27 protein-coding genes, 2 tRNA genes and 1 riboswitch (1 of these 30 running past the window's edge) are annotated in these 26,812 nt (G+C 69.6%); of the genes, 13 read left to right on the forward strand and 16 right to left on the reverse strand.

Annotated features, from left to right (window positions below; translation table 11 throughout):
- Window positions 1-74: 74 nt before the first annotated feature.
- Entirely contained in the window at window positions 75-1,481 is a 1,407-nt protein-coding gene (locus ACQEVJ_RS09860) for an aldehyde dehydrogenase family protein (RefSeq protein WP_433099405.1), read from the forward strand.
- A 4-nt stretch (window positions 1,482-1,485) separates the two neighbouring features.
- Here the strand turns inward: ACQEVJ_RS09860 and def are convergent, their stop codons facing one another.
- The gene (def, locus tag ACQEVJ_RS09865) at window positions 1,486-1,974 is read right to left on the reverse strand and encodes a peptide deformylase (protein WP_433099407.1); all 489 of its coding nucleotides are present in this window, start codon (window positions 1,972-1,974) and stop codon (window positions 1,486-1,488) included.
- 107 nt (window positions 1,975-2,081) lie between these two features.
- Between def and ACQEVJ_RS09870 the strand changes: the two genes are divergently transcribed.
- The gene (locus tag ACQEVJ_RS09870; RefSeq protein WP_433099409.1) at window positions 2,082-2,552 is read left to right on the forward strand and encodes a ribose-5-phosphate isomerase; all 471 of its coding nucleotides are present in this window, start codon (window positions 2,082-2,084) and stop codon (window positions 2,550-2,552) included.
- Here ACQEVJ_RS09870 and ACQEVJ_RS09875 read toward each other — a convergent pair.
- Entirely contained in the window at window positions 2,513-2,722 is a 210-nt protein-coding gene (locus ACQEVJ_RS09875) for a hypothetical protein (RefSeq protein WP_433099411.1), read from the reverse strand. The genes ACQEVJ_RS09870 and ACQEVJ_RS09875 overlap by 40 nt on opposite strands.
- A gap of 37 nt (window positions 2,723-2,759) precedes the next feature.
- Window positions 2,760-3,989, reverse strand: a complete 1,230-nt coding sequence (locus ACQEVJ_RS09880; protein ID WP_433099413.1) for a GNAT family N-acetyltransferase — start codon at window positions 3,987-3,989, stop codon at window positions 2,760-2,762.
- Between the two features lie 117 nt (window positions 3,990-4,106).
- On the opposite strand from ACQEVJ_RS09880, the gene ACQEVJ_RS09885 reads away from it, so the two are divergent.
- Complete coding sequence (locus ACQEVJ_RS09885) at window positions 4,107-5,219, forward strand: PP2C family protein-serine/threonine phosphatase (RefSeq protein ID WP_433099415.1); 1,113 nt, start codon at window positions 4,107-4,109, stop codon at window positions 5,217-5,219.
- 12 nt (window positions 5,220-5,231) lie between these two features.
- Here the strand turns inward: ACQEVJ_RS09885 and ACQEVJ_RS09890 are convergent, their stop codons facing one another.
- A complete protein-coding gene (locus ACQEVJ_RS09890) occupies window positions 5,232-5,837 on the reverse strand; it encodes a response regulator transcription factor (RefSeq protein ID WP_433099417.1) in 606 nt (201 codons plus the stop codon).
- A gap of 190 nt (window positions 5,838-6,027) precedes the next feature.
- Between ACQEVJ_RS09890 and ACQEVJ_RS09895 the strand changes: the two genes are divergently transcribed.
- Window positions 6,028-7,332 carry a M50 family metallopeptidase gene (locus tag ACQEVJ_RS09895; protein ID WP_433099419.1) on the forward strand — a complete coding sequence of 435 codons (1,305 nt, stop codon included), beginning with the start codon at window positions 6,028-6,030 and terminating at the stop codon, window positions 7,330-7,332.
- Window positions 7,333-7,351: 19 nt separating this feature from the next.
- Here the strand turns inward: ACQEVJ_RS09895 and ACQEVJ_RS09900 are convergent, their stop codons facing one another.
- The 9 genes from ACQEVJ_RS09900 to ACQEVJ_RS09940 form a co-directional block, all read right to left on the reverse strand.
- The gene (locus ACQEVJ_RS09900; protein WP_433099421.1) at window positions 7,352-7,861 is read right to left on the reverse strand and encodes a DinB family protein; all 510 of its coding nucleotides are present in this window, start codon (window positions 7,859-7,861) and stop codon (window positions 7,352-7,354) included.
- A gap of 41 nt (window positions 7,862-7,902) precedes the next feature.
- The gene (locus tag ACQEVJ_RS09905; protein ID WP_433099423.1) at window positions 7,903-8,454 is read right to left on the reverse strand and encodes a dihydrofolate reductase family protein; all 552 of its coding nucleotides are present in this window, start codon (window positions 8,452-8,454) and stop codon (window positions 7,903-7,905) included.
- Between the two features lie 90 nt (window positions 8,455-8,544).
- Complete coding sequence (locus ACQEVJ_RS09910; protein ID WP_433099425.1) at window positions 8,545-9,456, reverse strand: coiled-coil domain-containing protein; 912 nt, start codon at window positions 9,454-9,456, stop codon at window positions 8,545-8,547.
- Between the two features lie 34 nt (window positions 9,457-9,490).
- Window positions 9,491-9,629, reverse strand: a riboswitch (cyclic di-AMP (ydaO/yuaA leader).
- 70 nt (window positions 9,630-9,699) lie between these two features.
- Window positions 9,700-10,758 carry a galactose-1-phosphate uridylyltransferase gene (gene galT, locus ACQEVJ_RS09915; RefSeq protein WP_433099427.1) on the reverse strand — a complete coding sequence of 353 codons (1,059 nt, stop codon included), beginning with the start codon at window positions 10,756-10,758 and terminating at the stop codon, window positions 9,700-9,702.
- 54 nt (window positions 10,759-10,812) lie between these two features.
- A complete protein-coding gene (locus tag ACQEVJ_RS09920) occupies window positions 10,813-11,616 on the reverse strand; it encodes a DeoR/GlpR family DNA-binding transcription regulator (protein WP_433099429.1) in 804 nt (267 codons plus the stop codon).
- Between the two features lie 246 nt (window positions 11,617-11,862).
- A complete protein-coding gene (locus tag ACQEVJ_RS09925; RefSeq protein ID WP_433099431.1) occupies window positions 11,863-12,429 on the reverse strand; it encodes a TIGR03086 family metal-binding protein in 567 nt (188 codons plus the stop codon).
- A gap of 86 nt (window positions 12,430-12,515) precedes the next feature.
- On the reverse strand, window positions 12,516-14,249 hold the full coding sequence (locus ACQEVJ_RS09930; protein WP_433099433.1) for an ATP-binding SpoIIE family protein phosphatase: 1,734 nt from the start codon (window positions 14,247-14,249) through the stop codon (window positions 12,516-12,518).
- A gap of 162 nt (window positions 14,250-14,411) precedes the next feature.
- Complete coding sequence (locus ACQEVJ_RS09935; protein ID WP_433099435.1) at window positions 14,412-15,770, reverse strand: TrpB-like pyridoxal phosphate-dependent enzyme; 1,359 nt, start codon at window positions 15,768-15,770, stop codon at window positions 14,412-14,414.
- Window positions 15,771-15,834: 64 nt separating this feature from the next.
- Window positions 15,835-16,332, reverse strand: coding sequence for a DUF2087 domain-containing protein (locus ACQEVJ_RS09940; RefSeq protein WP_433099437.1), 498 nt, complete (start codon window positions 16,330-16,332; stop codon window positions 15,835-15,837).
- 50 nt (window positions 16,333-16,382) lie between these two features.
- Here ACQEVJ_RS09940 and ACQEVJ_RS09945 point away from each other — a divergent pair, with 50 nt between their 5' ends.
- Window positions 16,383-16,775 (forward strand): VOC family protein, encoded by a 393-nt coding sequence (locus tag ACQEVJ_RS09945; protein WP_433099439.1) that lies wholly within the window; start codon window positions 16,383-16,385, stop codon window positions 16,773-16,775.
- A gap of 3 nt (window positions 16,776-16,778) precedes the next feature.
- On the opposite strand, the gene ACQEVJ_RS09950 is transcribed toward ACQEVJ_RS09945, so the two are convergent.
- Window positions 16,779-17,540, reverse strand: a complete 762-nt coding sequence (locus ACQEVJ_RS09950) for an enoyl-CoA hydratase (protein WP_433099441.1) — start codon at window positions 17,538-17,540, stop codon at window positions 16,779-16,781.
- 329 nt (window positions 17,541-17,869) lie between these two features.
- Between ACQEVJ_RS09950 and ACQEVJ_RS09955 the strand changes: the two genes are divergently transcribed.
- Window positions 17,870-18,124 (forward strand): PASTA domain-containing protein, encoded by a 255-nt coding sequence (locus ACQEVJ_RS09955; protein ID WP_433099443.1) that lies wholly within the window; start codon window positions 17,870-17,872, stop codon window positions 18,122-18,124.
- An 83-nt stretch (window positions 18,125-18,207) separates the two neighbouring features.
- Here ACQEVJ_RS09955 and ACQEVJ_RS09960 read toward each other — a convergent pair.
- Window positions 18,208-18,284, reverse strand: a tRNA-Pro gene (locus tag ACQEVJ_RS09960).
- 90 nt (window positions 18,285-18,374) lie between these two features.
- On the opposite strand from ACQEVJ_RS09960, the gene ACQEVJ_RS09965 reads away from it, so the two are divergent.
- A tRNA-Gly gene (locus ACQEVJ_RS09965) sits at window positions 18,375-18,445 on the forward strand.
- Window positions 18,446-18,595: 150 nt separating this feature from the next.
- Here the strand turns inward: ACQEVJ_RS09965 and ACQEVJ_RS09970 are convergent.
- Complete coding sequence (locus ACQEVJ_RS09970) at window positions 18,596-19,075, reverse strand: ATP-binding protein (protein WP_433099445.1); 480 nt, start codon at window positions 19,073-19,075, stop codon at window positions 18,596-18,598.
- A gap of 275 nt (window positions 19,076-19,350) precedes the next feature.
- On the opposite strand from ACQEVJ_RS09970, the gene ACQEVJ_RS09975 reads away from it, so the two are divergent.
- The 6 genes from ACQEVJ_RS09975 to ACQEVJ_RS10000 all read left to right on the forward strand — a co-directional run.
- Window positions 19,351-20,217, forward strand: a complete 867-nt coding sequence (locus tag ACQEVJ_RS09975) for a helix-turn-helix domain-containing protein (RefSeq protein ID WP_433099447.1) — start codon at window positions 19,351-19,353, stop codon at window positions 20,215-20,217.
- A gap of 201 nt (window positions 20,218-20,418) precedes the next feature.
- A complete protein-coding gene (tig, locus tag ACQEVJ_RS09980; RefSeq protein ID WP_433099449.1) occupies window positions 20,419-21,813 on the forward strand; it encodes a trigger factor in 1,395 nt (464 codons plus the stop codon).
- A 354-nt stretch (window positions 21,814-22,167) separates the two neighbouring features.
- On the forward strand, window positions 22,168-22,812 hold the full coding sequence (locus ACQEVJ_RS09985) for a ClpP family protease (RefSeq protein ID WP_433099451.1): 645 nt from the start codon (window positions 22,168-22,170) through the stop codon (window positions 22,810-22,812).
- A 14-nt stretch (window positions 22,813-22,826) separates the two neighbouring features.
- Window positions 22,827-23,474 carry an ATP-dependent Clp protease proteolytic subunit gene (locus ACQEVJ_RS09990; protein WP_139576457.1) on the forward strand — a complete coding sequence of 216 codons (648 nt, stop codon included), beginning with the start codon at window positions 22,827-22,829 and terminating at the stop codon, window positions 23,472-23,474.
- Window positions 23,475-23,695: 221 nt separating this feature from the next.
- Entirely contained in the window at window positions 23,696-24,979 is a 1,284-nt protein-coding gene (gene clpX, locus ACQEVJ_RS09995; RefSeq protein ID WP_079317756.1) for an ATP-dependent Clp protease ATP-binding subunit ClpX, read from the forward strand.
- 73 nt (window positions 24,980-25,052) lie between these two features.
- Window positions 25,053-26,812, forward strand: partial view of a valine--tRNA ligase gene (locus tag ACQEVJ_RS10000; RefSeq protein ID WP_433099454.1) — the 5' portion only. It continues 829 nt past the right edge of the window; 1,760 of the gene's 2,589 nt are visible here — the first part of the coding sequence; it begins with the start codon at window positions 25,053-25,055; its stop codon lies off the right edge, out of view.

Raw genomic sequence — 26,812 nt, forward strand, 5'->3', positions numbered from 1 at the left:
CTCGCGCGAACCGATTGGAAAGGTTTCCGCAGGAAGACTCGCCATCTGACAGTCGAGGCGCAAGGATGAGTGACATGCGTCACCTCTACGTGAACGGAGCCTGGGTCCCGTCCTCCTCCCGCGAGGCCGTCGACGTCGTCAACCCCGCGACCGAGGAGGTCGTGGACCGGGTGCCCGCCGGGGCGCCCGCCGACGTCGAGTCCGCCGTCGCCGCCGCCCGTGCCGCCTTCCCGTCCTGGTCGGCCATGGAACCGGCCGAACGCGCCGCGTTCCTGGGGGCGGCGGCAGGGCTGCTGCAGGAGCGCGCCCAGGAGATCGCGGCGACGATCGCCACCGACATGGGCGCCCCGCTCACGCTCGCGCTGAAGGTGCAGACGCTGATGCCCGCGGAGGTGCTGGCCTCCTACGCCGACCTGGCCAAGCGGTACGAGTTCGACGGCGGCCGCGTGGGCAACTCGCTCATCGTGCGGGAGCCCGTCGGCGTGGTCGGCGCGATCACGCCGTGGAACTACCCGCTCCACCAGGTGGTGTGCAAGGTGGCCCCGGCCCTCGCGGCCGGCTGCACCGTCGTGCTCAAGCCGAGCGAGGTCGCGCCGCTCGCGGCGTACGCGCTGGCCGACATCCTCCACGAGGTCGGACTGCCGCCCGGCGTGTTCAACATGGTCAGCGGTCACGGGCCGGTGGTCGGCGAGGCCATCGCCGCCCACCGGGACGTGGACATGGTCTCGTTCACCGGGTCCACCAGGGCCGGCCGCCGGGTCGCGGCCCTCGCGGCCGAGACGGTCAAGCGGGTGGCCCTGGAGCTGGGCGGCAAGTCGGCGAACATCATCCTCCCCGACGCCGACCTGGAGAAGGCGGTGAAGAGCGGGGTCGGGGGCGCCTACCTCAACTCGGGCCAGACCTGCTCGGCGCTGACCCGGATGCTCGTCCACTGGGACCAGTACGACGACGCCGTGCGGCTCGCCGTGCAGGCGGCCGGCGCCTACGTCCCCGGCGATCCGTTCGCCGAGGGCACGCGCCTCGGGCCGCTGGTGTCCGCCGCCCAGCGCGACCGGGTCGTCAAGTACATCAACCGCGGCCAGGAGGAGGGCGCCCGCCTCGTGCTCGGCGGGACCGACAACCCCATGGAACGGGGCTACTACGTCGAGCCCGCGGTCTTCGCGGGCGTCTCGCCCGGCATGTCCATCGAGCAGGAGGAGATCTTCGGCCCGGTGCTGTCGATCATTCCGTTCGCGTCGGAGAACGAGGCCGTCGAGATCGCCAACGGCACGCCCTACGGGCTGTCGGGGGCGGTGTGGGCGGGCACCGAGGACAAGGCGCTCGCGGTCGCCCGCCGCCTGCGCACCGGGCAGGTGGCGATCAACGGCGGCCGGTTCAACACGATGGCGCCGTTCGGCGGCTACAAGCACTCCGGGATCGGCCGCGAGCTCGGCGAGTTCGGCCTGGAGGAGTTCCTGGAGACCAAGGCCATCCAGCTGTAGGACGTCAGGGCGCCTGCAGGAGGATTTTGCGGCGCTCGTCCTTGCCCAGCCGGTCGACGTACAGCGTGCCCTCGAGGTGGTCGAACTCGTGCTGGAAGCACCGGGCGAGCATGCCGCGGGCCTTGACGGCGACGGGCCGGCCGAGCTTGTCGACCCCGCGCACGGTCACTCCGGCGGCGCGGGCGGTCGGGGCGTAAAGCGGCTTGCCGGTCTCCTTGCCGGGCACCGACAGGCAGCCCTCCTCCTCGACGACCTGCTCGGGGTCGTCGATCGTCAGCTCCGGGTTGATCACATGGCCCTTGCGGTTGCTGATGTCGTAGACGAACAGCCGCCGGCCCACGCCGATCTGCGGCCCGGCGAGCCCGACGCCGTCGGACTGGTACATGATCGCGAACATCTCGTCGATCAGCCGGCGCAGCTCGCGGTCGAAGTCCGTCACCGGTTCGGCGGGGGTACGCAGGACCGGGTCGCCGACGTAACGAAGCTCGCGCATGACACTCCTGTCAGGCCGGAGGTGTAAGGGACGTAGGCCCGTATCGGCTATTACTTTAGTGGAGCCCGGGGTCGTCTCCGCCAGAGGCTTTCTGGGAAACTTGTGCCGTGCGTGTCTACATCGGTGCCGACCATGCCGGCTACGAGCTGAAGAATCACCTGGTCTCCTGGCTGAAGGAGCAGGGCCACGACGTGGAGGACTGCGGCCCCCACGTCTACGACGCGGAGGACGACTACCCGCCGTTCGTGCTGCGCGCCGCGCAGGGCGTGGCCGGCGACGAGGGCAGCCTCGGGGTGGTGATCGGCGGCTCGGGGAACGGCGAGCAGATCGCCGCCAACAAGGTGCGGGGGGTGCGCGCGGCCCTCGCCTGGAACGAGGACACGGCCAAGCTGGCCCGCGAGCACAACGACGCCAACGTGATCAGTCTGGGCGCCCGGCAGCACACGCCGGAGGAGGCCGTCAGGTTCGTCGGGCTCTTCCTGGCCACGCCGTTCTCGGGGGCCGAGCGGCACGCCCGGCGGATCCGCCAGCTCGCCGACTACGAAACCACCGGCGAACTGCCGCCGCTGCCCGCCTGACCCTGCCCCTGGCGGGTGTCCCTGTCGCGTCCCCGGCGGGGCTCCCGCCGGGGCGCCTCGTCGCGCAGCGGCCGCTGCTCGGCGGCCTCCTGCTGCTCGGGCGTCGGCCGGGACACGTCGCGGGCCCGCATGGCCGTGATCGCGGTGATCTGCAAACTCTGCAGCGCCATGCCCCGAAGCCTACGCCCCGGCTGTTGTCGGCGCGTCTTAGAACACCCGGCAGCCCCAGGGGGCCGGGTCCCACGCCATCGCTGCCGACAGCTCGCGCAGGGCCCCCGGCCGGTGCTCCCGCACCAGCCCGGCGTCCGCCGCCGCCCGCAGGGGCCGCCCGCCGAGGTACGCGGCGCCCAGCACGTCGACCGGCAGCGTGAGATCGGCGGGCGCGCCGGTCGGTTCGCAGGACGCCTTGTCGGTGACGAGGCGCCGGCGGCCGGCGTTCCACGGGCAGACCTCGTCCTGGATTTCCAGCACCAGGTCGGCCGGGGCCGCGTAGGCGCGGGCGGCCAGGGCCCGGTCCACGTCCACCAGGCGGATCCACAGGTCGTCGAACCAGGCCGCGTTGAGCTGGCGGGGTTCGGCGAGCAGATGCATGATCGGGTCGTCCACCGGCCGCCGCGCGGCGTGGACGACCGCGCACAGGTCCCGGTCGAGGACGCCGCGCCAGACCAGCGCGTACGCCGCGGGATCGGAGGCCATCAGCTCCAGGAGCCGGACCTCCCCGTCCGGCACGCCGTGCTCGTCCCAGTCGGCCTTCGCCCGGAACAGCGCGTAGCCGCGCGCCCCCGTCGCGTCCTCCGCGACCAGGCAGCGCAGCGGGCCCATCCCGCCCCGGTCGTGCTCGGTGTCCGGGAGGATCTCGGTTCGCCAGTACGCCTCCGAGCGTCCGTACAGGCCGGGACGGCCGGGCCGTACGGCGTCGTAGACCCGCCGGAGGCCGGCCAGCGTGTCGGCGGGGTCGGCCACCCGCAGGCGCAGCGCCGGATCGGCGGGGGCCGAGCGCGTGAAGGCCGATCCGTGGGTGGGGATGCGGAAGGACAGGGTGTCGGCGGCCCTGCCGTACCCGAAGCGGCCGTAGATGCCAGCCTGGCTGGCGTAGAGCGCGGCGACGGCCTCACGCCCGTCCTCGTGCAGACCGTGCAGCTGCCGGGTCATCAGCGCGGTCAGCACGCCGCGGCGGCGATGCGAGGGGAGCACACCCACCGACGTGACGCCGGCCACGGGGATCGGCCCGCCGGGGACCGTCATCTCGAGGGACAGCGTGCCGGCGCAGCCGACCATCAGGTCGCCGTCGAAGGCGGACAGCAGGCGGTCGATCTCCAAGACATCGAGCCACCGGTCGGCGATCTCCAAGGGATAGGTGGCGCTGAACGCCTCGTAATCGACGGCGACGAAGGCCGGCCACTCGGATTTGTCGATGGGGCGCACGGTGATGCTCACCGAATCACCGTAGAAGCGGACCGCCGCGCGAGGCGACCCAATATCCGTGCCGGATGATCTAGACGTTGGTCAAGCAGGTGCCGCCACCTGGGATGTCCAGATACAGTCGAGGCCATCATGACTTCCCGTCCGGCGCCGCTGATCCCTCCTCGGCTGCGCGCGCTCCTGGCGCGCGTGCCGCTCCTGGTGCCGTTGGTCCGCTTTGTCAGGAAGGTTTGGTCGAGCGACCGGTACCTCCTCATCGCTCTCATCGTGGTCACCATCGTGATCGGCGTGCTCGACGCGGAGGTGTCGCCGTACTGGTTCTCGCCCTCGCTGCTGATCCTCTTCACGCTGATCGGCGGCCTCCAGCTCCGGCTGCGCAGCCTCGCGATCCTGCTGTGCGTGGTCGTGGCGTCCCTGGCGTACATGGGACCGGTCAGGGGAGTGCTCAGCGTCGGGCCCGGCCTGCTGATCACGATGGCCTTCACCGCCGCACTGGCCTGGATGATGGCGCGGACCCGGGGCAAGCTCGGCGTCCAGGGCCTGCGCGGCGACGCGATGCTGCTGGAGCTGCGCGACCGGCTCAAGCGGCAGAGCGAGCTGCCGCCGCTGCCCAAGGACTGGGGCGGCAAGGTCGTGTTGAAGCAGGCCGGGGGATCGTCGTTCGGCGGTGACTTCGTCGTCTCGATGCGGGAGGGCGACCGGGTCCGGGTGGCGGTCGTCGACGTGTCCGGCAAGGGCGTGGACGCGGGGACCCGCGCGCTCATGCTGTCGGGCACCTTCGGCGGCCTGCTCGGCTCGGTGGACGACTTCCTCGTCGCGTGCAACTCCTATCTGCACCGCCAGCTCGGCGACGAGGGGTTCGTCACCGCCGTCCACCTGGAGCTCGACCTGTCCACCGGGGAGTACACCATCACCTCGGCCGGGCACCCGCCCGTGGTGCGGTTCGACTCCGGGTCGGGCACGTGGCGGGTCTCCACGGCGAAGGGCGTCGTGCTCGGTGTTGTGCCGGACCTGGCCTGCGAGACCGACAGCGGGGTGCTGCGCAAGGGCGACGCGCTCATGCTGTTCACCGACGGGCTGATCGAGCAGCCCGGCCGGGACATCGACGCCGGGCTCGACCGGTTGCTGGGCGAGGCCGAGCGGCTGCTGCCGTCGGGATTCCGCGACAAGGCCCGGCAGCTCGTCCAGTCGATGTCCTCCGGCCACAACGACGACTGCGCGCTCGTCCTGATCTGGCGGCCCTGATCCCCGGACCGCTCAGATCCAGCCGGAGTCGGCGGCGATCCTGACGGCGTCGACGCGGTCGCGCGCTCCGGTCTTGACGAGGATGCGCGACAGGTGGTTGCGCACGGTGCCGGAGGACAGGCCCAGCTCGGCGGCGATGTCCTTCGAGCGCGCGCCCCCCGCCGCGAGCCGCAGCACCTCGTGCTCCCTCGGCGTCAGCGGGCAGTCGGCGGCCTCCAGCGCCGCGACCGCCAGCTCGGAGTCGACGACCCGGCGTCCGGCGATCATCCGGCGGATGCCGTCGGCGAGCTGCTCGGGGGCCACCTCGATGCTCAGGTAGCCCAGGACGCCCGCCGCGAAGGCCCGCTTGACGTGACCCGGGCTGGGCTGCGCCGACAGCAGCATCACGCGGCAGCGTGGCGCCTTCTCGCCCAGCCGCGCGGCCGCGGTGAGCCCGTCCACCCCGGGCAGGTCCGCGTCGATGACGGCGGCGTCCGGCCGCACGTCAAGGGCCGCGGGCACGATGTCCTCGCCCGACCCTACGTCCGCGACCACCCGCAGGTCGTCCTCTCCGTCGAGGGACGCGACCAGGCCTCGCCGTACCAACGGAAGGTGTTCGGCCACCAGGATCTGGATCAAGGTTCTCCCCTCTGGACGTCTCTCAAAGGGTGATCGACCAATTGCATACTGTCAACGAAGTGTCCCCAATCGGTCACTCACGGGCAAGCCGTACCCGCGCCGGAAAAGTCTTCGCCCTCCTGCGGGTGGGCTACGCTCGAAGGGTGCTTCGTCCGCCAGGGCACCTTCTCCGATTCGGGGGTACGCGCTGATGAGCTGGCTCTTCGTGGCCGGGTTCGTGATCCTCTTCGTCGGTCTGCTGGTCTCGATCGCGCTTCACGAGATCGGGCACCTCGTGCCCGCCAAGCTCTTCGGCGTCCGCGTGACTCAGTACATGGTCGGCTTCGGACCCACGATGTGGTCGCGCAGGCGGGGCGAGACCGAATACGGCGTGAAGTGGGTTCCGCTCGGCGGCTACATCCGCATGATCGGCATGCTCCCGCCGCGCGCATCCGACGAGCCCGGCAAGCTGCGCAGCGTCTCCACCGGTCCCTGGCAGGGCCTGATCGAGAACGCGCGGGCGGTCGCGTCCGAGGAGATCCGGCCGGGGGACGAGAACCGGGTCTTCTACCGCAAGCCCTGGTGGCAGAAGGTCATCATCATGGCCGGCGGCCCGGCGATGAACTTCGTGCTCGCGTTCGCGCTGTTCGCGGTCGTGATCATGGGGTTCGGCGTGCGCGTGCAGACGCCGGTCGTGTCCTCGGTGTCCAAGTGCGCCATCCCCGCCGCCGAGGCGGAGCACCGCGACTGCCGGCCGAGCGATCCCCTGACGCCCGCCGCCCAGGCCGGCCTGCGGCCCGGCGACCGCATCGTCGCCATCGGCGGCACCCCGGTGACCGGCTGGGAGAGCGCGCAGCGGCTGATCCGGGAGCACGGCGCGGGGGTGACGACGCTCGGCGTCGAGCGGGGCGGGCAGCGGACCGACCTGAAGGTCGACCTGATCGCGCAGGACATGCCCTCGCTGACCGACCCCGACAAGGTCGAGAAGAACGTCGGCTTCCTCGGTGTGAGCCCGACCATGGTCGTCGAGAAGAAGGGCCCCGGCTACGTCGTCGGGCAGATGTGGGACCTGACCGAGCGCACCGCCGCCGCGATGGTCAACATCCCCAAGAAGATGGTCGGCGTGTGGAACGCCGCGTTCTCGGGCGAGAAGCGCGACCCGAACGGGCCGATCGGCATCGTCGGGGCGGGCCGCATCGGCGGTGAGATCGCCGCATCGGACCTCTCGGTCGAGAACAAGATCGAAATCTTCATCAACCTGCTGGCCGGGCTGAACCTCGCGGTGGGCATGTTCAACCTGATCCCGCTGCTGCCGCTGGACGGCGGCCACATCGCCGGCGGGCTGTGGGAGGGCGTCAAGCGGGCCTTCGCGCGGGTGCGCCGTCGGCCCGTCCCCGGTTACGTGGACGTGGCCAAGGCGCTCCCGCTGACGTACGTCATGGCGGCCCTGCTGGTCGTCATGGGCGGCCTTCTCATCTACGCCGACCTCGTCAACCCGGTCCGCCTGTCCGGCTGAGCCCAGCCGGGCAGCGGCGCTACTCGCCCGTCGCCCCGTCGATGCGCTCGCGCAGCAGATCGGCGTGGCCGTTGTGGCGGGCGTACTCCTCGATCATGTGGCACATGATCCAGCGCAGCGAGTAGTGGACGCCCAGGCGGGCCTCCTTCGCCGGCACGTCCAGGTCGGCGCAGGCCTCCTCGGCCGCACGCGCGTGCTCGATCTCCGCGCGCCAGGTGGCGAAGGCCTCCTCGGCCGACGCGGTGTCGACGTTGTCGAACTCGCCGTCAGGGTCGTCGTCGCTGTAGTAGATGCTGCCGAGGTCCTCGCCGTTGATCCGCCGCCGGAACCAGCCCCGCTCCACGTCGGCCATGTGCCGTACGAGGCCGAGCAGCGACATGCTGGAGGGCGGCACGGAGCGCAGCCGGAGCTGTTCCTCCGTGAGGCCCTCGCACTTCATCGCGAGGGTCTCACGGTGCCAGTCCAGCCAGGCGCGCAGCATCGCGCGCTCTCCCGCGGCGGCGGGAGGATCGATACGTGTTTCGGTCATTCTGGCATCTTGCCCCGAGCCGTGGCGCGGAGCCACATCAATCAGAGCTGGGCGGGCCGGTATTCGAGCAGGACGAGGCACGAGTCAAGGACCCTGGTGGCGGCCAGCTCCAGCCCTGTGCGGGGATAGCCGGCGTAGGCGGGCTCCCGGCCGTCGCCGCCCAAGGTGAGGGGAAAGACCATCAGCCGGAGCCGGTCGACCAACCCCAGCTCCATCAGGCTTCTGACCAGGCTGAGGCTGCCGATCGAGCGCAGCGGCACGTCCGACTCCTGCTTGAGCGCCCGAACCTGCTCGGCGAGATCGCCGCGTACGAGCCGGGTGTTCTTCCAGACGAGCGGCTCGCGCAGGGTGTTGGAGAAGACGGCCTTCGGCAGGTCGTTCATCCGGGTGCTCGCCTCGTCGGTGGCCGCGGACGAGATCGCCGCCAGCGCCTCATAGGTGACGCGCCCCATGAGCATCAGCTGAGGCTCGTCGGTCGCCTCACGTATCCACGCGTCGAGGTCGGGACCCGGGTAGTCGAAGAAGGCACCCACGTCCACGCCGGCGGCGAAGCCGTCCAGCGACACGAACAAGTCCGCCGTGAGGTCAGCCACGGCGGTTACCGCGCTTCATCACCAGGGCCCCTTGATACGCAGCACGCATGAACTGATCGTAAGGGCCGTCGCGTCAGGCGGCCTGCCCGATCAGTACATCGAGATGTGCACGTGGTCGTAGTGGTTGGCGGTGATTCCGCCACGGTCGGACATGGTGCGCCAGCCCGGATGGCCGAGGTTGTAGATGCGCTGCTGCCAGATCACGTACATCACGCCCAGCTTCGGCCCGTTCTTGATGGCCCAGGCGGCCACGCTGTCGCCGAGTGCCTTCATCTCGGCGGAGGGCATGGCGCCGCCCGAGCTCATCATGAAGTCGCAGGCGCGCCCGAGGGGGTGCTCGCCGCTGTTCTCGGCGCGGTAGCAGCCGATCGGGAACTGCAGATCGAAGTGCTTTTCGACCTCGGTGCGCATGAGCCGCATCCGCGGCGTGATGTTGTCGGAGCCGCTGGGCAGCTCCGGCGCCCACGACCCACCCACGCGCTTGCCCGGCGCGATCGGGATCAGCGCGTCGAGCTTGTCCTTGATCTCGTCGATGAGATCCTCGGCGTCCTCGCGCTGCCCGGCGACCACGGCGGCCTGCGCCTTGAGCTGTTCGGTCAGCGTCTTGGCGGCGTCCGCGGCCCGCTGCCGTTCGTCGCGGACCTGGTCGAAGCGCGCGAGCCTGGCGGCCTGCTCCTCCTTGAGCTGGTAGTTCAGCGCGGCGGTGTTCATGTCGGGCAGCGCCATCGCGCTCTCGGTCTGGTAGCGCAGCCCGGCCATCTGCCGTACGGCGTTGCTGGCGGCCTCGTAGTCGGCCTCCGCCTTGACCAGCCGGCCGCGTGCCGCCTTCTCCTCGACGCGGGCCTTGGCGAGCGCGACGCGTTTGGCGTTGTAGTCGCCGATCAGCCGGTCGACCTTCTTCCGCAGGTCCGACAGCTCCTTCTTGAGCTGCTTCTCCGTCGGCTTGGGGTCGGCGGCGCCCGGGGCGGCCGCGCCGAACACGAGGACGGCCGAGGTGAGCACGCCGACAGCCAGGGGGAACGCGCGGGGCAGCGCCCACTCCTCTCCATCTGCCGACCGGGTTAGCTGACGGGTTCGGGCTGGAGAAGCCCGGGCAGGCGACTGCCTTGACCCCAGGTGCGTGGTTGGGTCCCCGGCTCCCGGGCGAGGCGCCCGGGATTAGGCGTACCGGCTGTGACAGCCGGTGTGAGGGATACTAATGGTAAAGAAAGCGCGGCTGCCACCCAAGTCGCAACCATTCGGAGATCAAGCCGTTACCGCCTCGCGGAGCATCCGGGCGGCCTCCTCCGGGAGCACGTCGTTGACGAACGCGCCCATTGCCGACTCCGATCCGGCGAGATACTTCAGCTTGTTCGGCGCGCGCCTGATCGTGAAGAGCTGCAGGTGGAGGTAGGCGAGGTCGCGGCGGTAGGTGACCGGGGCCTGGTGCCAGGCCGCGACGTACGGCATGACGACGCCGAACAGTCCGTCCAGGCGGCGCAGCACCTCGATGTAGAGCGGCGCGAACGCGGCCCGCTCCTCGGGCGACAGCGCGGGGATGTCGGGGACCCGACGGTGCGGGTAGACGTGCACCTCGAACGGGTAGCGCGCGGCGGCAGGGACGAAGGCCGTCCAGTGCTCGTTGGCGGCCACCACCCGGGGCCCCCTCCGCTCGGCGGCCAGGACGTCCGCGAACAGGTTGCCGCCCTGATGGCGGGCGGCGGCGTCCAGCATCTGCCGGGAACGCGGCGTGACGTACGGATAGGCGTAGATCTGCCCGTGGGGGTGCGGCAGCGTGATGCCGATCTCGGCGCCGCGGTTCTCGAAGCAGAAGACCTGCTCCACACCGGGCAGCGAGGCCAGCTCGGCCGTGCGGTCGGCCCACGCCTCGACGACCAGCTCGGCCTGCTCGTCGCTCAGCGAGCTGAACGACGCGTCGTGGTCGGAGGTGAAGCAGACGACCTCACATCGCCCGATCCCCGGACGCACCTCGCTCAGCCCGCCCACCTGCTCGTACGCGCCGGTGTTGAAGCTGAACGACGGGAAGCGGTTCTCGAACACCGCCACCTCGTACGGCGAGGGGATCTCCGAGCCGGGATGGGCCGGGCAGAGCGGGCACTCCTCGGCGGACGGCAGGTGGGTGCGCGTCTGGCGGTGCCGGGCGACGGCCACCCACTCGTCCATCAGGGGGTCGTAGCGCAGCTCGGAGGAGAGCGGGCGCGGCGGCAGGTCCCTGGTGTCGGTGGCGCTGTGGTCGGCGTCGTCGCGCCGGTCGAAGTAGATCAGCTCACGGCCGTCGGCGAGATGGGTGATGGTGCGCTTCACAGAGCGGTCTCCAGCTTCACAGTGCGGTATCCGGTGTCAAGGTTCGGCCCGGCGTCACAGTGCGGTCTCCAGCTCGGTTTCCCCGGACGGATCGGTGAGGAGGAGTTCGCCGGCGTGCTCCGACAGCGCGGCGCGCCCCTCCTCCGGCAGGCCGACGTCGCTCACGACCACGCTGGCCTCGCCGAGGGCGGCGATCGTGCTGATGCCGATCGTTCCCCACTTCGTGTGGTCGGCCAGGACCACGAGCTGCTGGGCGGCCGCGATGAGGGCGCGGTCGGTCTCCGCCTCCAGCAGGTTGGGCGTGGTGTAACCCGCCCGGACGCTCATGCCGTGCACGCCGAGCATGAGCGTGTCGACGTTCAGGGAGCGGACGGCCGCCACGGCCACCGGGCCGACCAGCGCGTCGGAGGGCGTGCGCACGCCTCCCACCAGCACCACGGTCTGGTCGGGCCGTCCCGCCCGATGGAAGACGTCGGCCACCTGCACGGAGTTGGTGATGACGGTCAGCTCGGGCACGTCCACCAGATGGTGGGCCAGTGTCCAGGTCGTGGTCCCGGCCGACAGGGCGACGGAGCTGCCCGGCCTCACGAGCATGGCGGCCCGGCGGGCGATGGCCTCCTTCTCGGCCTGCTGCCGCACCGACTTGGCCGCGAAGCCCGGCTCCTCCGTCGAGCCGGTGCCGGTGGCGGTCGCCCCGCCGTGCACCTTGACGATCAGGCCGCGCTCCGCGAGGACCTCCAGGTCGCGGCGGATCGTCATGTCCGAGACCCCGAGGTCGCGTACGAGCTGCGCGACGCGCACCCCGCCGGTTCTGCGTACCCTCTCCAGGATCGCCTGCTGCCGTTGCTGGGCCAGCATCCACCACTCCTGTCAACAGATTCAAACAAATTATGCCCCACATGCGTGGAGACATGTTGAGTTGGGTCCCCGTACTTGTCGCCGGCGGTCCGGGGGGAGGACAGTGAGCGAAAGCCGTACTCGACGGAAGGCGGTCGTGATGGGCAGGCGCGCACGCAAGTCGAAGGCACGCAAGAAGAAGAAGGCCAACCACGGCAGGCGGCCCACAGGACGGTAGGACCTGCGGTAGGCCCTGCGCGGTAGGGCTTAAAGGTTCCTGCCCCAGGCGGCGAGCAGGTGAGTCTGCTGGTCGGCGCCGGCCGGGACGTCCCGCTCGTCCCCGATCACTCCCGCCTCGCGATAGTCCTCCCGCGCCTTCTCGAACCATTCCGAGCAGGAGGCGACGAGCTCGGGGTCGAGCCGTTCCGGCCCGCCGATGGCACGTGCCAGGTCCCAGGTGTGGATGAGCGCGTCCGCGAACAGCTCGGTGATGTACTCCTCACCCAGCACGTCGCCGAAGGACAGGTGGGTCACGCTGGTCAGGGCACCCTCGGCGTACACCGCGTGGACGGCGCCCTGCGCGGACGCCTCGAACGCCTTGAGCGGATCGTCGCCGAGCACGTCGCCCTCGAAGGAGTCCCCCACCTCGGCGACCGTACGGCCGGACAGCAGCTCGGGGGCCCACAGATTCTCGGCCACGACATGGTTGACGAGCCCCCGGACGTCCCAGTCGACACAGGGAGTCGGCAGCTCCCACTGCCCGCGGCGGACGAGATGGAGGCGGTCCCCGAAACCGTCCAGCGCCCTGCGGTACGCGTCACGGATGTCGATCATGTCCCCTCCTCGCCACGAACTCCCCATTCGAACGTAACTCTTCTCAACGATCAGTCATACACGCTCGCCGGGGAGGGGACGCCGGGTCAAGGGAGGTGCTGCTCGACCCAGACGATCTTTCCGTACGCGGTGGGCCGGGTGCCCCAGCGGTAGGCGAACCGCTTGATCAGCTGGAGACCGCGGCCGGTGTCCTCGTCGGGGGCGGCCGTGCGCGGGGCGGGCGCGGCGGGGGAGCCGTCGACGACCTCGACCACCAGCGTGAGGCCGCGCAGCAGGCGCAGCTCGATCGGCGGCCAGCCGTGCTTGAGCGCGTTGGTGACCAGTTCGCTCACGATGAGCTGGGTGCTGTCCACCAGGCCGCCCAGCCCCCACCTGTGCAGGGTGCCGCGGACGAAGCGGCGGGCGTGCGAGACGAACCGCGGGTCGGCCGGCAACGGGCAGGTCGCTACCTCGTCCGGGTCGAGATCGCGCACCCGGGCCACCAGCAGGGCGATGTCGTCACGCTCGTGGCCCGACCGCTGGCTGCTGATGATCACGTCGCACATGTCCTCCAGGTCCTCGACCGGACCGGCGAGCAGGCGGCGCAGCCCCATGATCCCGGCGTCCAGGTCCCGCTCCCGGCTCTCCACGAGGCCGTCCGTGTAGAGGGCGAGCACGCTCCCGGGCGGCAGGACCATCTCGCGCGACTCCAGCGGGTCGCTGCCGATGCCGAGAGGCAGGCCCGAGGGCAGCTCGATGATCTCGGTCGACCGGTCGGGGTGCAGCAGGATCGGCGGCACGTGCCCGGCACGGGCGAGCGCGCAGTTACGCGTGACCGGGTCGTAGACGGCGTAGATGCACGTCGCGATCTGGCTCGGGTCGAGGTCCTGGCTCATCAGGTTGAGCCGGAACAGCACCTCGTCGGGCGGCAGGTCGAGACTCGCGAGCGTACGCGCGGCCGTGCGGAGCTGGCCCATGGTGGCCGCTGCCCTGGTCCCGTGGCCCATGACGTCGCCCACCACCAGGGCCGTACGGCAGCCGGGCAGCGCGATCACGTCGTACCAGTCGCCCCCGACGCCCATCAGGTCGCTGGCCGGCAGGTAGCGCGAGGCGATGTCCGTGCCGAGCGCCTGCGGCAGTTCGACGGGCAGCAGGCTGCTCTGCAGGGTCAGCGCGGTCCTGCGCTCCCTGGTGTACAGCCGCGCGTTGTCGACGCACAGGGCGGTGCGGGCGGCCAGGTCCTCGGCCACCACCACGTCCTGCTCCTCGAACGGCAGGCTCTCCGGGCGCCTGGTGAAGATGACGCAGCCGAGGACCCGTCCCCGTGCGCGCAGGGGCACCGCGAGGAACGAGGAGTCGGTCAGGAGCGACGCGACCGCCTCCTCCCGGTCCAGGCTGGCGCCGATCAACCGGGCGCTCTCCTTGTCCAGCGCCGGGTACATCAGCGGCTTGCCGCCGGCCATGCACTGGGCCTGCGGGAGGATCGCCGGGTAGACCGTCGCCTCGCCGATGGGGAAGGCCTCCGCCCAGGCGTCCGCATCGGCGCCGGCCACGCCCAGGGCGACCCGGCGTACAAGGGTCGTCCCGTCCACCGGCCGGGACGACAACTCGCCTTCCGCGATGAGGCGGTCCTGCACCATCACGGCCGCCGTGTCGGCGAAGCGGGGGACCGCCACGTCGACGAGCTCCCGGCTCGTCTCGGATAAGTCGAGCGTGCTGCCGATCCGCCGGCTCGCCTCGTTCAGGAAAGCCAGCCGCTCGTGCGCGGACGCGGCGCTGCTGCGGCGCCACTGCGCCCGGTTGCCCGGGGCGGGGTCCTTGATAACGCAGTTCCGGTTCAACTAATTCTCCGGAGAGAGCGGATGGTGTTCCAGAATCGTATGGAGCTGATACCGCGCATTTCAGCCGTTTGACATGAGTGCTCCGGTCGGTATGACGGCGCGATGGCGCAGCCGTACCCGCCGGTCAAGGGACGAAACGGATATCGTCGGCCACGCGTCGCATCAGACGGCGGGCAGGTGCGCGAGCGCCGCGTCGATCCGCTCCTGCGGGAGCGTGAAATCCTCCAGGTGACCGGCGAGACGGCTCTCATAGGCGGGCAGGTCGAAGTGGCCGTGCCCGCACAGGGACATCACGATGACCTTCTCCTCGCCCGACTCGGCGCACCGCAGCGCCTCCGCGATCGTCGCGGCCACCGCGTGGGAGGGTTCGGGAGCCGGTACGACCCCCTCGGCCCTGGCGAAGCGGATCCCCGCGTCGAAGCACTCGGTCTGCGTGACGGCCACCGCCTCCACCAGCCCCTGTGCGTACACGTGCGAGAGCAGCGGTGACATGCCGTGGTAGCGCAGCCCGCCCGCGTGGATCGGGTCGGGCACGAACGTGTGCCCCAGCGTGTGCATCTTCATCAGCGGCGTGAACCCCGCCGTGTCGCCGAAGTCGTACGCGTAGGCGCCCCGGGTCAGGGACGGGCAGGCGGCGGGCTCCACGCTCCGCAGCACGGGGTTCATCCGCCCGGCGAGCTTCTCGCGCAGGAACGGGAAGGCCAGCCCGGCGAAGTTGGAGCCGCCACCGGTGCAGCCGATCACCACGTCCGGGGTCTCGCCGAGGGCGGCCAGCTGCTCCAGCGCCTCCTCGCCGATAACGGTCTGGTGCAGCAGGACGTGGTTGAGCACCGAGCCGAGGGCGTACCGCGTGTCGTCGTGCTGCCCGGCGACCTCGACCGCCTCGCTGATCGCGATGCCCAGCGACCCCGTGCAGTGGGGGTCCTCCGCGAGGATCCTGCTGCCCGCCGTGGTCACCGCCGACGGGCTGGCGTGCAGGGTCGCGCCGTAGACCTTCATCAGCGTGCGGCGGTACGGCTTCTGCTCGTACGACGCCCTGACCATCCATACCTCGCAGGCCAGGCCGTACTGGGCGCAGGCGAACGCCAGGGCGGAGCCCCACTGGCCCGCGCCGGTCTCGGTGGTCAGCCTCCGCACGCCCTCCCGCGCGTTGTAGTACGCCTGGGGGACCGCGGTGTTGGGCTTGTGCGAGCCCGACGGGCTGCCGCCCTCGTACTTGTAGTAGATCCGCGCGGGCGTGCCGAGGACGCGCTCAAGGCGCCGGGCGCGGATGAGGGGCGTGGGCCGCCAGAGGCGGTAGACGTCGAGGACGTCGTCAGGGATCGGGACGAACCGCTCACCCGACGCCTCCTGCTCGATCAGCGCCGCCGGGAAGAGCGGGGCGAGGTCGTCGGGGCCGATCGGCTGCAGCGTCGCCGGATGGAGCACCGGCGGGGGAGGCGCGGGCAGATCGGAGATGATGTTGTACCAGTTCCGGGGGATCCGGGACTCGTCGAGAAGGACCCTGGTCGGCTCGCCCATATCTCCCAGTGTCCGCGCCGCGGGCCCGTCGGGAAAGTGCGTCCGCCGATGTGGCCGGACCTGGTCAGACGGTGCCTCCGGAGCGCCAGTAGACGTTGGCCTCCCGGGTGAGGAACCCCTCGTCCACCAGGTAACGGCGCAGCGCGGCGTAGTCGTCGTGGAACGCCCGCAGCGCCACGTCGACCTCCTTCTCCTGGTAGCGCACGCCCACCTCGAACACCTGCGCGATGTAGTCGAGCACCATCAGCCGTTTGGTCCTCTTCACCGGGATGGAGACGAGCCGCCCGTCGACCAGGAACGCGTCCATCGGGTCCGCCGGCGTGGAGGGGATCGTGCGCAGCAGGTCGCGGAAGGTCTCGGGCCGTGCCCGCCAGCCGTTCTCGTCTCGTACGGCGAGGCCGCCCCGCTCCAGCCGGTCCAGGGCCTTGGCCGCCGCCTCCGGCGCCAGCCCGGTGACCTTGTCGAGCGGCTCACCCGGACGCAGGACCAGCCCGGCGAGGACGCGAAGCGTGTCGTCCTGCCCGAGCAGCCCGAGCACGCGGGAGATGTGCTTGTCGATCATCTGTCCACGGTATTGGGTCGATGAAGACCGTAGGAAACCTGGAGGGCGCCGTGACCGCTCAACTGGACCACACGATCGTGCACAGCAGCGACCGCTTCGAGTCCGCCCGGTTCCTGACCGGGCTGCTCGGCGAGCCGGAGCCCGGCGCGTTCGGGCCGTTCGCCACGGTCAGGGTCGCCAACGGCGTGACGATCGACTACGCCGACTCGATCGTCGACCGGGACCGGATCGTCATGCAGCACCTGGCGTTCCTCGTCTCGGAGGGCGAGTTCGACGACATCTGCGCCCGCATCGCCGAGCGAGGCCTGCCGTACTGGGGCGGCCCCCACCACCAGGAGCCGCAGCAGATCAACCACCGCCACCACGGCCGCGGGGTGTACGTGGACGACCCCGACGGCCACGCCATCGAGTTCCTCACCCATCCGTACGTCGAGGAGGAGTGACTTTCAGCGGGTCTGATTCCGGCCCCGGTCGAACACGGCGCGCCTGCGGGCGGCGAAGTCCTCGGGGCCGGCGATGGTGAGCCCGTCCCGGCCGGTCTCCAGCTCGGCCCGGAGGCCGTCGGCGCCGGTGCCGTCGCGCAGGAGGTCGTAGATCTCCCGGATCCTGCCCAGTGTCTCCGGCGTCGTCGTCGCGATGCTCTGCGCGAGCTCCACGGCCCGGGGCAGCAGCCGGTCGTGCGCGACGACCTCGTTCACCAGGCCGATGCGCAGCGCCAGCGGAGCGTCGACGAAATCGCCGGTGAACGTCATCTGCCGGGCCCAGGCCTGCCCGACGGCCTGGCTGAGCCGGGCCGTCATGCCCCAGGAGGGCACGATGCCGACGCGGGTGTGGGTGTCGGCGAACCGCGCCCGTTCGCTCGCGATCCTGAAGTCGCAGGCGAGCGCGAACTCCAGGCCACCGGTCACGGCCACGCCGTTGACCGCCGCGATGACGGGCACCGGGAAGTTCCGCAGCGGGAGGATGGAGTCGGGATGGCCGATCTTCACCCCCGCTTCCAGCTCGCCGAGGTCCAGACCGGCGCAGAAGGCGGGGTCGGCCCCGGTGAGGATCATCGCGCGCAGGTCGGGCTCCTCCGCGAGCCGCTCGAGCGTGTCGTGGAACTCTTCGAGCACCGCCTTGGAGATCGCGTTGTACTTGCGCGGACGGTTCAGCGTCACGACCGCGACGGCCTCGGAGGGCCGGTCGACGAGGACCAGGTCGCCCATGGTGCTCCTCAGGGTTCCGGGGTACGGCGAGAACAGGTTATAGAAACGCGCCGGGCATCGGACGCCGGTCACACCGGTGTGCGGGCGGCTCGTTCGCAGGTTCAGTGGTGATCCGGGCCATTCGGCTCGAACACTCGCCAAGATCATGATACGCATCGCCCATGCGTCGCTCTCTGGCGATATCTCTGATCACTGCGGTCGTCGCCGTCTTCGGCGCCGCTGTCATCGCCACCTTCGCGCTGATCCTCTCTGACCGTGGTTCCCTCACGCCGTACCCCGCGCCCACCGCGTCGGGACGGCCGGCGGAATCTGCCCTCGACACTTTCACGATGCCCCAGCTTTGGTATCAGGACGCGGAGACCGCGAGAAGAGTCGTCACCGCTCTCGGATTCGACCCGGCGATTCACACTGTGACCGGCGAGGAGATGAAAGACCCGAGGGATTGGATCGTGGTCGGCCAGGCTCCGGCTCCGGGGACCCTCCTCAAGAGCACCATGCCGATCGAGTTCTACGTCACGCGCAGGGACATGCCCGTGCCCAGCCCCACCACAGCGACGGCACACCCCGGGAGGGGAGCCGGCTGAGCCGTAGTCACTCAGCTGGTCGCCCGGGGAACAGACGAGGCCGCTTCCGATGATCGGAAGCGGCCTCGGTAGTGCGGGAGCGCTGGTCGGGGCGACAGGATTTGAACCTGCGACTTCTTGCTCCCAAAGCAAGCGCGCTACCAAGCTGCGCCACGCCCCGTCTCGTCGGGTACGCGAGCGGTCCGAGACTCCGGTACGCTTACGCCCTGACGACCGGATGAAGTCTAGACCAGATGGACACCGGGCGCGCGCGGACGTAGCTCAATGGTAGAGCCCCAGTCTTCCAAACTGGCTACGCGGGTTCGATTCCCGTCGTCCGCTCTCACTGCGAAAGGCCAGGTCATCCCGCATAGGGAGCCTGGCCTTCGTGATGTCAGCGAGCACCCGGGTATCGCAAGACCCGTTTACGCGGATTCTTCCTATAGCCGTTCTGAGCGAGGTGGCGGGGAACGGGCGGCCGCTGAGAAAGGGTCAGCCGCCGGTGCGGAAGAGGGCCCAGACGGCCTTGCCGCCCTCGTCCAGCGCGTCCCAGCCCCACGCCTGACTGTAGGTCTCGACGATGTAGAGGCCGCGTCCGTGCTCGGAGACGAAGTCGGGCTGCACGGGCGACGGCGCCTGGTCGCTTGGATCCGAGACGGCGAGCAGTACGTGCGGGGCGATGCGCAGGAGTGTCAGCGTTATCGGCCGGTCGCCGGCGCGGTTCGCCGGATACAGAGCGTAACGGACCGCGTTCGTCACCAGTTCGCTCACGACCAGTGCCGCGTCGTCGCTCAGTTCCGACAGGCCCCACCGATGCAGGGTCGTCCGGGTGACGTCACGAGCGGTCTTGACGGAGTCGGCCTGCGGGGCCAGGGGGCACATCGTCGTATCGGACGCGCCTGCCGTCCTCCGGAACCAGCCGAATCCCACGTCGCGGGTCAACTGGCCGCCGGATTTGGGCTCGTCCGACATGGTTGCCCGTACCTCCCGCTGGCCTGAATCGAGGACTGGTGCACATTTGGCCCAATATGCACCTAGACATGATGGAACAGCGCCTCCTGCCGCTGCAAGACCCAAATGCACGTGCAATTGTCATGTGCAGACGCACAAGGCGGCAGTGCTAACCGTCAGGGACACGTAGATCAGACCTTGTCATCGGAGCCCGAAGTGGTGACACTGTGTGGGCTAGGGGTGTCGTGCGGGTCGTCCCTTGGCGGCACACAGGGCCGAGGTGAGAGGGAGGCGCCGTGATACAGATCCAGGCTGGATCGGGTCCGACGGCTCTGCGCATCCTTCTCGGTTCTCAGCTCCGCAAGCTCCGTGAGAGCAAGGGCATCAGCCGTGACCAGGCCGGCCAGTGCATCCGGGCGTCCGAGTCGAAGATCAGCCGGATGGAGCTGGGCCGGGTCGGATTCAAGGAACGCGACGTCACCGACCTCCTCGCCCTCTACGGGGTGGAGGACGAGGAGACGCGCGATGTCGTGATGAGCCTGGTCGAACGGGCCAACGAGCCCGGGTGGTGGCACAGGTTCAACGACCTGCTGCCCTCGTGGTTTCAGGCGTACGTCGGCCTGGAGGAGGCCGCCGAGCGCATCCGCACCTACGAGGTGCAGTTCGTCCCCGGCCTGCTGCAGACAAAGGAGTACGCGCGGGCCGTCATCATGGCCGGCGCGGTCGGCGCGGCGCCGGAGGAGATCGCCAGGCGGGTGGACCTGCGGCTGGAACGCCAGCGCATCCTCGACGGCGAGAACAGCCCCAAGTTCTGGGCCGTGATCGACGAGGCCGCGCTGCGCCGCCCGATCGGCGGCGTCGAGGTCATGCGGGGGCAGATCCAGCACCTCATCGACCTGATGAACCAGCCCAACGTGACGATCCAGGTCATCCCGTTCAGCTACGGTGGACACGCCGCAGAGGGCGGCGCCTTCAGCATCCTGCGGTTCGCCGATCCCGACCTGCCCGACATCGTGTACGTCGAGCAGCTCGCCAGCGCGCTTTACCTGGACAAACGGGAAGAGGTCGACCGCTACAGCGAGGTCATGGAACGCCTCTGCGCGGTCAGCACCACTCCCGCGGAGACGGTGGACCTGCTGCGGCAGATCGTGGCCGACCTCTGATCAGTCGCTACAGGGCCTCATCTGCTCTAGACTGCCCTTGGCGTTGGACACCCGCCACAGTCGAGCATGCCCGGACAGGTCGCGTGCAGGCGAGACGGTGATCCTGCGCCTCTCACGTGGGCGCGGCGCGCGTTACTGTGCCGCGGTTGCCGTGCATGACGTGCCCGCGATCACCAGATGCTGGATCAAGGAGACCACCCCGTGAAGACCGCTGTCGAGGAGCTCAGCCCTACCCGGGTCAAGCTCACCGTCGAGGTGCCGTTCAAGGAGCTCGAGCCGAGCCTGCAGGCCGCGTACAAGAAGGTCGCGCAGCAGGTGCGTGTCCCCGGCTTCCGTCCTGGCAAGGTGCCGGCCCGGATCATCGAGCAGCGCTTCGGCCGCGCGGTGGTTCTCGAGGAGACCCTGAACGACGCGCTGCCCAAGCTGTACGGCCAGGCCGTTGACGAGACCGAGGTCTTCCCGGTCAGTCAGCCGGAGATCGAGGTCACCAAGATCGAGGACGGCGAGCAGGTCGAGTTCACCGCCGAGGTGGACATCCGCCCCGCCTTCGACGTCCCGGACTACCAGGGCGCCGAGGTCGTGGTCGACCCCGCCGAGGTGGCCGACGAGGACATCACCACCCAGCTCGAGGGCCTGCGCCAGCGCTTCGCGACGCTCACCGGTGTGGAGCGCCCGGCCCAGAACGGCGACTACGTCGTGATGGACCTGCGCGCCGAGATCGACGGCCGCAACCTCGACGAGCAGCAGGCCGCCGACGTGTCGTACGAGGTCGGCGCGGGCTCGGTCCTGGAGGGCCTGGACGACGCCCTGCAGGGCATGGCCGCCGGCGACGAGAAGACCTTCCGCACCACGCTCGTCGGCGGTGAGAACGCCGGCGAGGAGGCCGACGTGATCATCAACGTCAAGTCGGTGAAGGAGAAGGTGCTGCCCGAGCTGGACGACGAGTTCGCGCAGCTCGCCAGCGAGTTCGACACGCTCGACGAGCTCAAGGACAGCATCCGCGAGCAGGTTCGCCGCAACAAGCTGGTGGACCAGGTCGTGCAGAGCCGTGAGAAGGCGCTCGACGCGCTGCTCGAGAGGATCGACATCCCGCTGCCCGAGAGCGCGCTCCAGGCGGAGATCGACGCGCGCAAGCACAACCTCGAGCACCAGGTCTCGGAGAGCGGCCTGAGCCGCGATGCGTACCTCCGCCTCCAGCAGACCACCGAGGAGGAGCTGTTCGCCGACTACGAGGCGGACGCGGCCAAGGCGCTGAAGTCCGGCTTCGTGCTCGACAAGATCGTCAAGGCTGAGGAGATCGGCGTCAGCGAGCAGGAGCTGACCGACTTCGTGGTCCGTCGCGCCATGCAGCTCGGCGTCGCGCCGAACACGCTGGCCCAGCACCTCGCCGACAACAACCAGCTCCCGCTGGCGATGATGGAGATCGTGCGGGAGAAGGCCAAGACCCTCATCGGCGACGCGGCGAAGGTGACCGACACCGCCGGTAACGATGTGGACATCAAGGCCATCTACGCCGAGCTCAACCCCGAGCAGGAGGCCGTGGGCGTGGAGGAGGCGGGCGCCGGGGAGCCCGTCGACGAGGCCGGGGAAAGCTGATTCCCGAGGCTCTCGCCTGACCTCTGCCGGCGGTCGGCCGGGAGGCCGGTCGGCATGGCGGTAACAGTGGAACCCCCGTCGCACTCGGGTGCGCCGGGGGTTTCCGGTTATATTCGGGCAAATCCCTGCAAATTTGTTTCTTACCGCGCGTCGGGGAGCAATGGCACGGCTGAGATCAGTGTGCCCCTGACTGTGCGCCACGGACGGGAAACACGGACGATGCGGCGCGGGGCCCTTCGCGGGCCGGGCATGCGCCGTCAGCGAACAGTACGGCGCACGGGCATGACCTGTCTGCGTCGCGCGTTAAGGTCACAAGCAAAGCCAATCGATTACGACGCATCGGAAGGTGACGCTGTGACCAGCCCGCCGACCTTCTTCCCGACTGGTGGTTCCGGCTTCGAGGCCCGGAGCTCGGAGGGTGGCCCCTCCCGCCTCGAGGACCAGCTCTACCAGCGCCTGCTGCGCGAGCGGATCGTGGTGCTCGGCACCCAGGTCAACGACGAGGTGGCCAACCGGCTGGCCGCTGAGCTCCTGCTCCTCGCCGCCGATGACCCCGACCGCGACATCTGGATGTACATCAACTCCCCCGGTGGCTCGGTGACCGCCGGCATGGCGATTTACGACATGATGGAGTACGTGCCGAACAACGTCTGCACGGTCGCCATGGGCTTGGCCGCCTCCATGGGGCAGTTCCTGCTCTGCGCCGGCGCCCGCGGCAAGCGGTACGCGCTTCCGCACGCCCGGATCATGATGCACCAGCCGTCGGGCGGCATCGGCGGCACCGCGGCCGACATCGCGATCCAGGCCGAGCAGATGCTCTACGTGAAGAAGACGCTCGCCGAGCGGATCGCCCATCACACCGGCCAGCCGCTCGACCAGATCGAGCGTGACTCCGACCGGGACCGCTGGTTCACGGCCGAGGAGGCCAAGGACTACGGCTTCATCGACCACGTGGTGCGCAGCGCCCGCCAGGTGCCCTCCGAGGGCGCCGTCTCGTGACTGGAGCTTCCCAGATGAGTGAGCTGATCCGGCCGGGTGACATCAACGGCCGTTACGTCCTTCCCTCCTTCGTCGAGCGCACGTCGTACGGCGTCAAGGAGATGAACCCTTACAACAAGCTGTTCGAGGACCGCATCATCTTCCTCGGCGTCCAGATCGACGACGCTTCGGCGAACGACGTGATGGCGCAGCTGCTGACGCTGGAGTCGCTGGACCCGGACCGCGACATCAGCATGTACATCAACTCGCCGGGCGGCTCGTTCACCGCGATGACCGCGATCTACGACACCATGCAGTTCGTCCGGCCCGAGATCCAGACGGTCTGCCTGGGGCAGGCGGCCTCGGCCGCCGCGGTTCTGCTGGCCGGCGGCACGCCGGGCAAGCGGTTCGCTCTGCCGAACGCCCGCGTGCTGATCCACCAGCCCTACACCGAGGGCGGCGGCCAGGGCAGTGACATCGAGATCCAGGCTCGTGAGATCCTGCGGATGAGGTCGCTGCTCGAGGAGATCGTGGCGAAGCACTCGGGCAAGGCACCCGACGAGGTCCGCAAGGACATCGAGCGTGACAAGATCCTCAGCGCCGAGGAGGCGAAGGCGTACGGGCTGGTGGACGACATCATCCCGTCGCGGAAGAAGCGTGCGGCGGCGGTCGCCGCTTCCTGAGGGAGTTGCCGCACCGGAACGGTGCCCATTTGGGCACGTTCCGGTGCGACTCACCGCTAGGGGGCTCACTGAGGGCCCGAGAGACGGTAACGTCGAAACCTGAGCGGGATGACGTTTTCGCACCGGATCGCGATCACCGGATCATGAGCCCGGATCGTGAACAGGTGCGGACGGAAGCGACCGCGGCGGCAGGGGCGGTCCCACGCAAAGGAGTATCTGGGGTGGCACGCATCGGCGACGGCGGAGATCTGCTGAAGTGCTCGTTCTGCGGCAAGAGCCAGAAGCAGGTCAAGAAGCTCATCGCCGGACCAGGCGTCTACATCTGCGATGAGTGCATCGATCTCTGCAACGAGATCATCGAGGAGGAGCTGTCCGAGTCCTCCGAGCTCAAGTGGGACAACCTCCCCAAGCCGCGCGAGATCTACGAGTTCCTCGACGCGTACGTCATCGGGCAGGACAAGGCGAAGAAGGCGCTGTCGGTGGCGGTCTACAACCACTACAAGCGCGTCCAGTCCGGGGAGCGGGGCCGTGACGACGGCCTGGAGCTGGCCAAGTCCAACATCCTGTTGCTCGGCCCCACCGGGTCGGGCAAGACCCTGCTCGCGCAGACCCTCGCCAAGATGCTCAACGTGCCGTTCGCCATCGCGGACGCGACCGCGCTGACCGAGGCCGGCTACGTCGGCGAGGACGTGGAGAACATCCTCCTCAAGCTGATCCAGGCCGCCGACTACGACGTCAAGAAGGCCGAGACCGGCATCATCTACATCGACGAGGTCGACAAGATCGCCCGTAAGAGCGAGAACCCGTCGATCACGCGGGACGTGTCGGGCGAGGGCGTGCAGCAGGCGCTGCTGAAGATCCTGGAGGGGACCACGGCGAGCGTGCCCCCGCAGGGCGGGCGCAAGCACCCCCACCAGGAGTTCATCCAGATCGACACGACGAACGTGCTGTTCATCTGCGGCGGCGCCTTCGCCGGCCTCGAGAAGATCATCGAGTCGAGGGTCGGCAGGAAGGGCATCGGCTTCAACGCCATCATCCACTCGAAGGAGGAGATGGACTCCTCCGACATCTTCTCGGACGTCATGCCGGAAGACCTCCTGAAGTTCGGCATGATCCCCGAGTTCGTCGGCCGGCTCCCGGTGATCACGTCGGTGCACAACCTCGACAGGGACGCGCTGATCCAGATCCTCACCGAGCCGCGCAACGCGCTCGTCAAGCAGTACCGGCGCCTGCTTGAGCTGGACAACGTCGAGCTGGAGTTCTCCGACGACGCGCTGGAGGCCATCGCCGACCAGGCCATCCTGCGCGGCACCGGCGCCCGCGGGCTGCGCGCCATCATGGAGGAGGTCCTCCAGTCCGTGATGTACGAGGTGCCGTCCCGCCAGGACGTGGCCCGCGTCGTCATCACCCGCGAGGCCGTGCTGGAGCACGTGAATCCGACCCTGGTGCCGCGCGACCAGCTGCAGGCCAAGCAGCAGCGGACCCCGAGGGAGAAGTCGGCCTGACGCGGGTCTTCGCCGCCACGTTGTCCACAGGGCGTGCGGCGACGGCTCGGGCGGCGTCCGGACGTCCCTAGAATTGGGCAGCGTGACTACGTCTGAGCTGCCCACCCAGTACGCCCCCGTCGATGTCGAGACCCGGAGCTACGAGCGCTGGGTATCGGCGGGCTACTTCACCGCGGACCCGGGCAGCGGGCGCGAGCCGTACAGCATCGTGCTTCCCCCGCCCAACGTGACCGGGTCGCTCCATGTGGGCCACGCCCTCGACCACTCGATCCAGGACGCGCTCACCCGGCGGGCCCGGATGCGGGGCATGGAGACGCTGTGGCTCCCCGGCATGGACCACGCCGGCATCGCCACGCAGAACGTCGTGGAGCGCGAGATCGCCAAGGAGGGCCTGTCCCGCCACGACTTCGGCCGTGAGGCGTTCGTCGAGCGCGTCTGGCAGTGGAAGGAGGAGTCCGGCGGCCGGATCCTCGGCCAGATGACGAAGCTCGGCGACGGCGTGGACTGGTCCCGCGAGCGCTTCACGATGGACGAGGGGCTCTCCCGGGCCGTCCAGACGATCTTCAAGAAGCTGTTCGACGACGGGCTCATCTACCGTGCCGAGCGGATCATCAACTGGTGCCCCCGCTGCCTGACCGCCCTGTCCGACATCGAGGTCGAGCACAGCGATGACGACGGCGAACTCGTGTCGATCCGGTACGGCTCCGGCGACGCGGAGATCGTCGTCGCCACCACCCGCGCCGAGACCATGCTGGGCGACACCGCGGTCGCCGTCCACCCCGCCGACGAGCGCTACGCGCACCTGATCGGCAAGTACGTCGAGGTCCCGCTCACCGGGCGGCGCATCCCGATCGTCGCGGACGAGCACGTGGACCCCTCCTTCGGCACTGGCGCGGTCAAGGTCACCCCCGCGCACGACCCGAACGACTTCGAGATCGGGCGCCGCCACTCGCTGGAGTCGCTCGTCATCATGGACGAGCGCGGCGTCATCACCGCCCACGGTCCCTTCCTGGGTCTCGACCGGTTCGAGGCGCGGCCCGCCGTGGTCGCCGCGCTGCGCGAACAGGGCCGCATCGTCGCCGAGAAGCGGCCCTACGTGCACTCCGTCGGGCACTGCTCCCGCTGCAAGACCGTGGTCGAGCCGCGGCTGTCGCTGCAGTGGTTCGTCAACGTCACGCCGCTGGCCAAGGCCGCGGGCGACGCGGTGCGCGACGGCCGCACCCGCATCCACCCGCCGGAGCTGGCCAAGCGCTACTTCGACTGGGTCGACGACATGCACGACTGGTGCATCTCCCGACAGCTGTGGTGGGGACACCGGATCCCCGTCTGGTACGGCCCGGACGGCGACATGGTCTGCGTGGGGCCCGACGAGGAGCCGCCGGTCGGTTACGAGCAGGACCAGGACGTCCTCGACACCTGGTTCTCCTCCGGCCTGTGGCCGTTCTCCACGCTGGGCTGGCCCGACGCCACGCCCGATCTGGCCCGCTTCTATCCGACGACCGTGCTCGTCACCGGCTACGACATCCTGTTCTTCTGGGTCGCCCGGATGATGATGTTCGGGTTGTACGCGATGGACGGCCAGCCGCCGTTCCGCACGGTGGCGCTGCACGGAATGGTGCGCGACCAGTTCGGCAAGAAGATGTCGAAGTCGTTCGGCAACGTCGTCGACCCGCTCGACTGGATCGAGCGATACGGCGCGGACGCCACGCGCTTCACGCTCCTGCGCGGTGCCAACCCCGGCTCCGACGTGGCGATCAGCGAGGATTGGGCGGCCGGATCCCGCAACTTCTGCAACAAGATCTGGAACGCCACCCGCTTCGCCTTGATGAACGG

Origin of the sequence: Microbispora sp. CA-102843 (assembly GCF_050936215.1) — a bacterium.
GTDB lineage: Bacteria > Actinomycetota > Actinomycetes > Streptosporangiales > Streptosporangiaceae > Microbispora.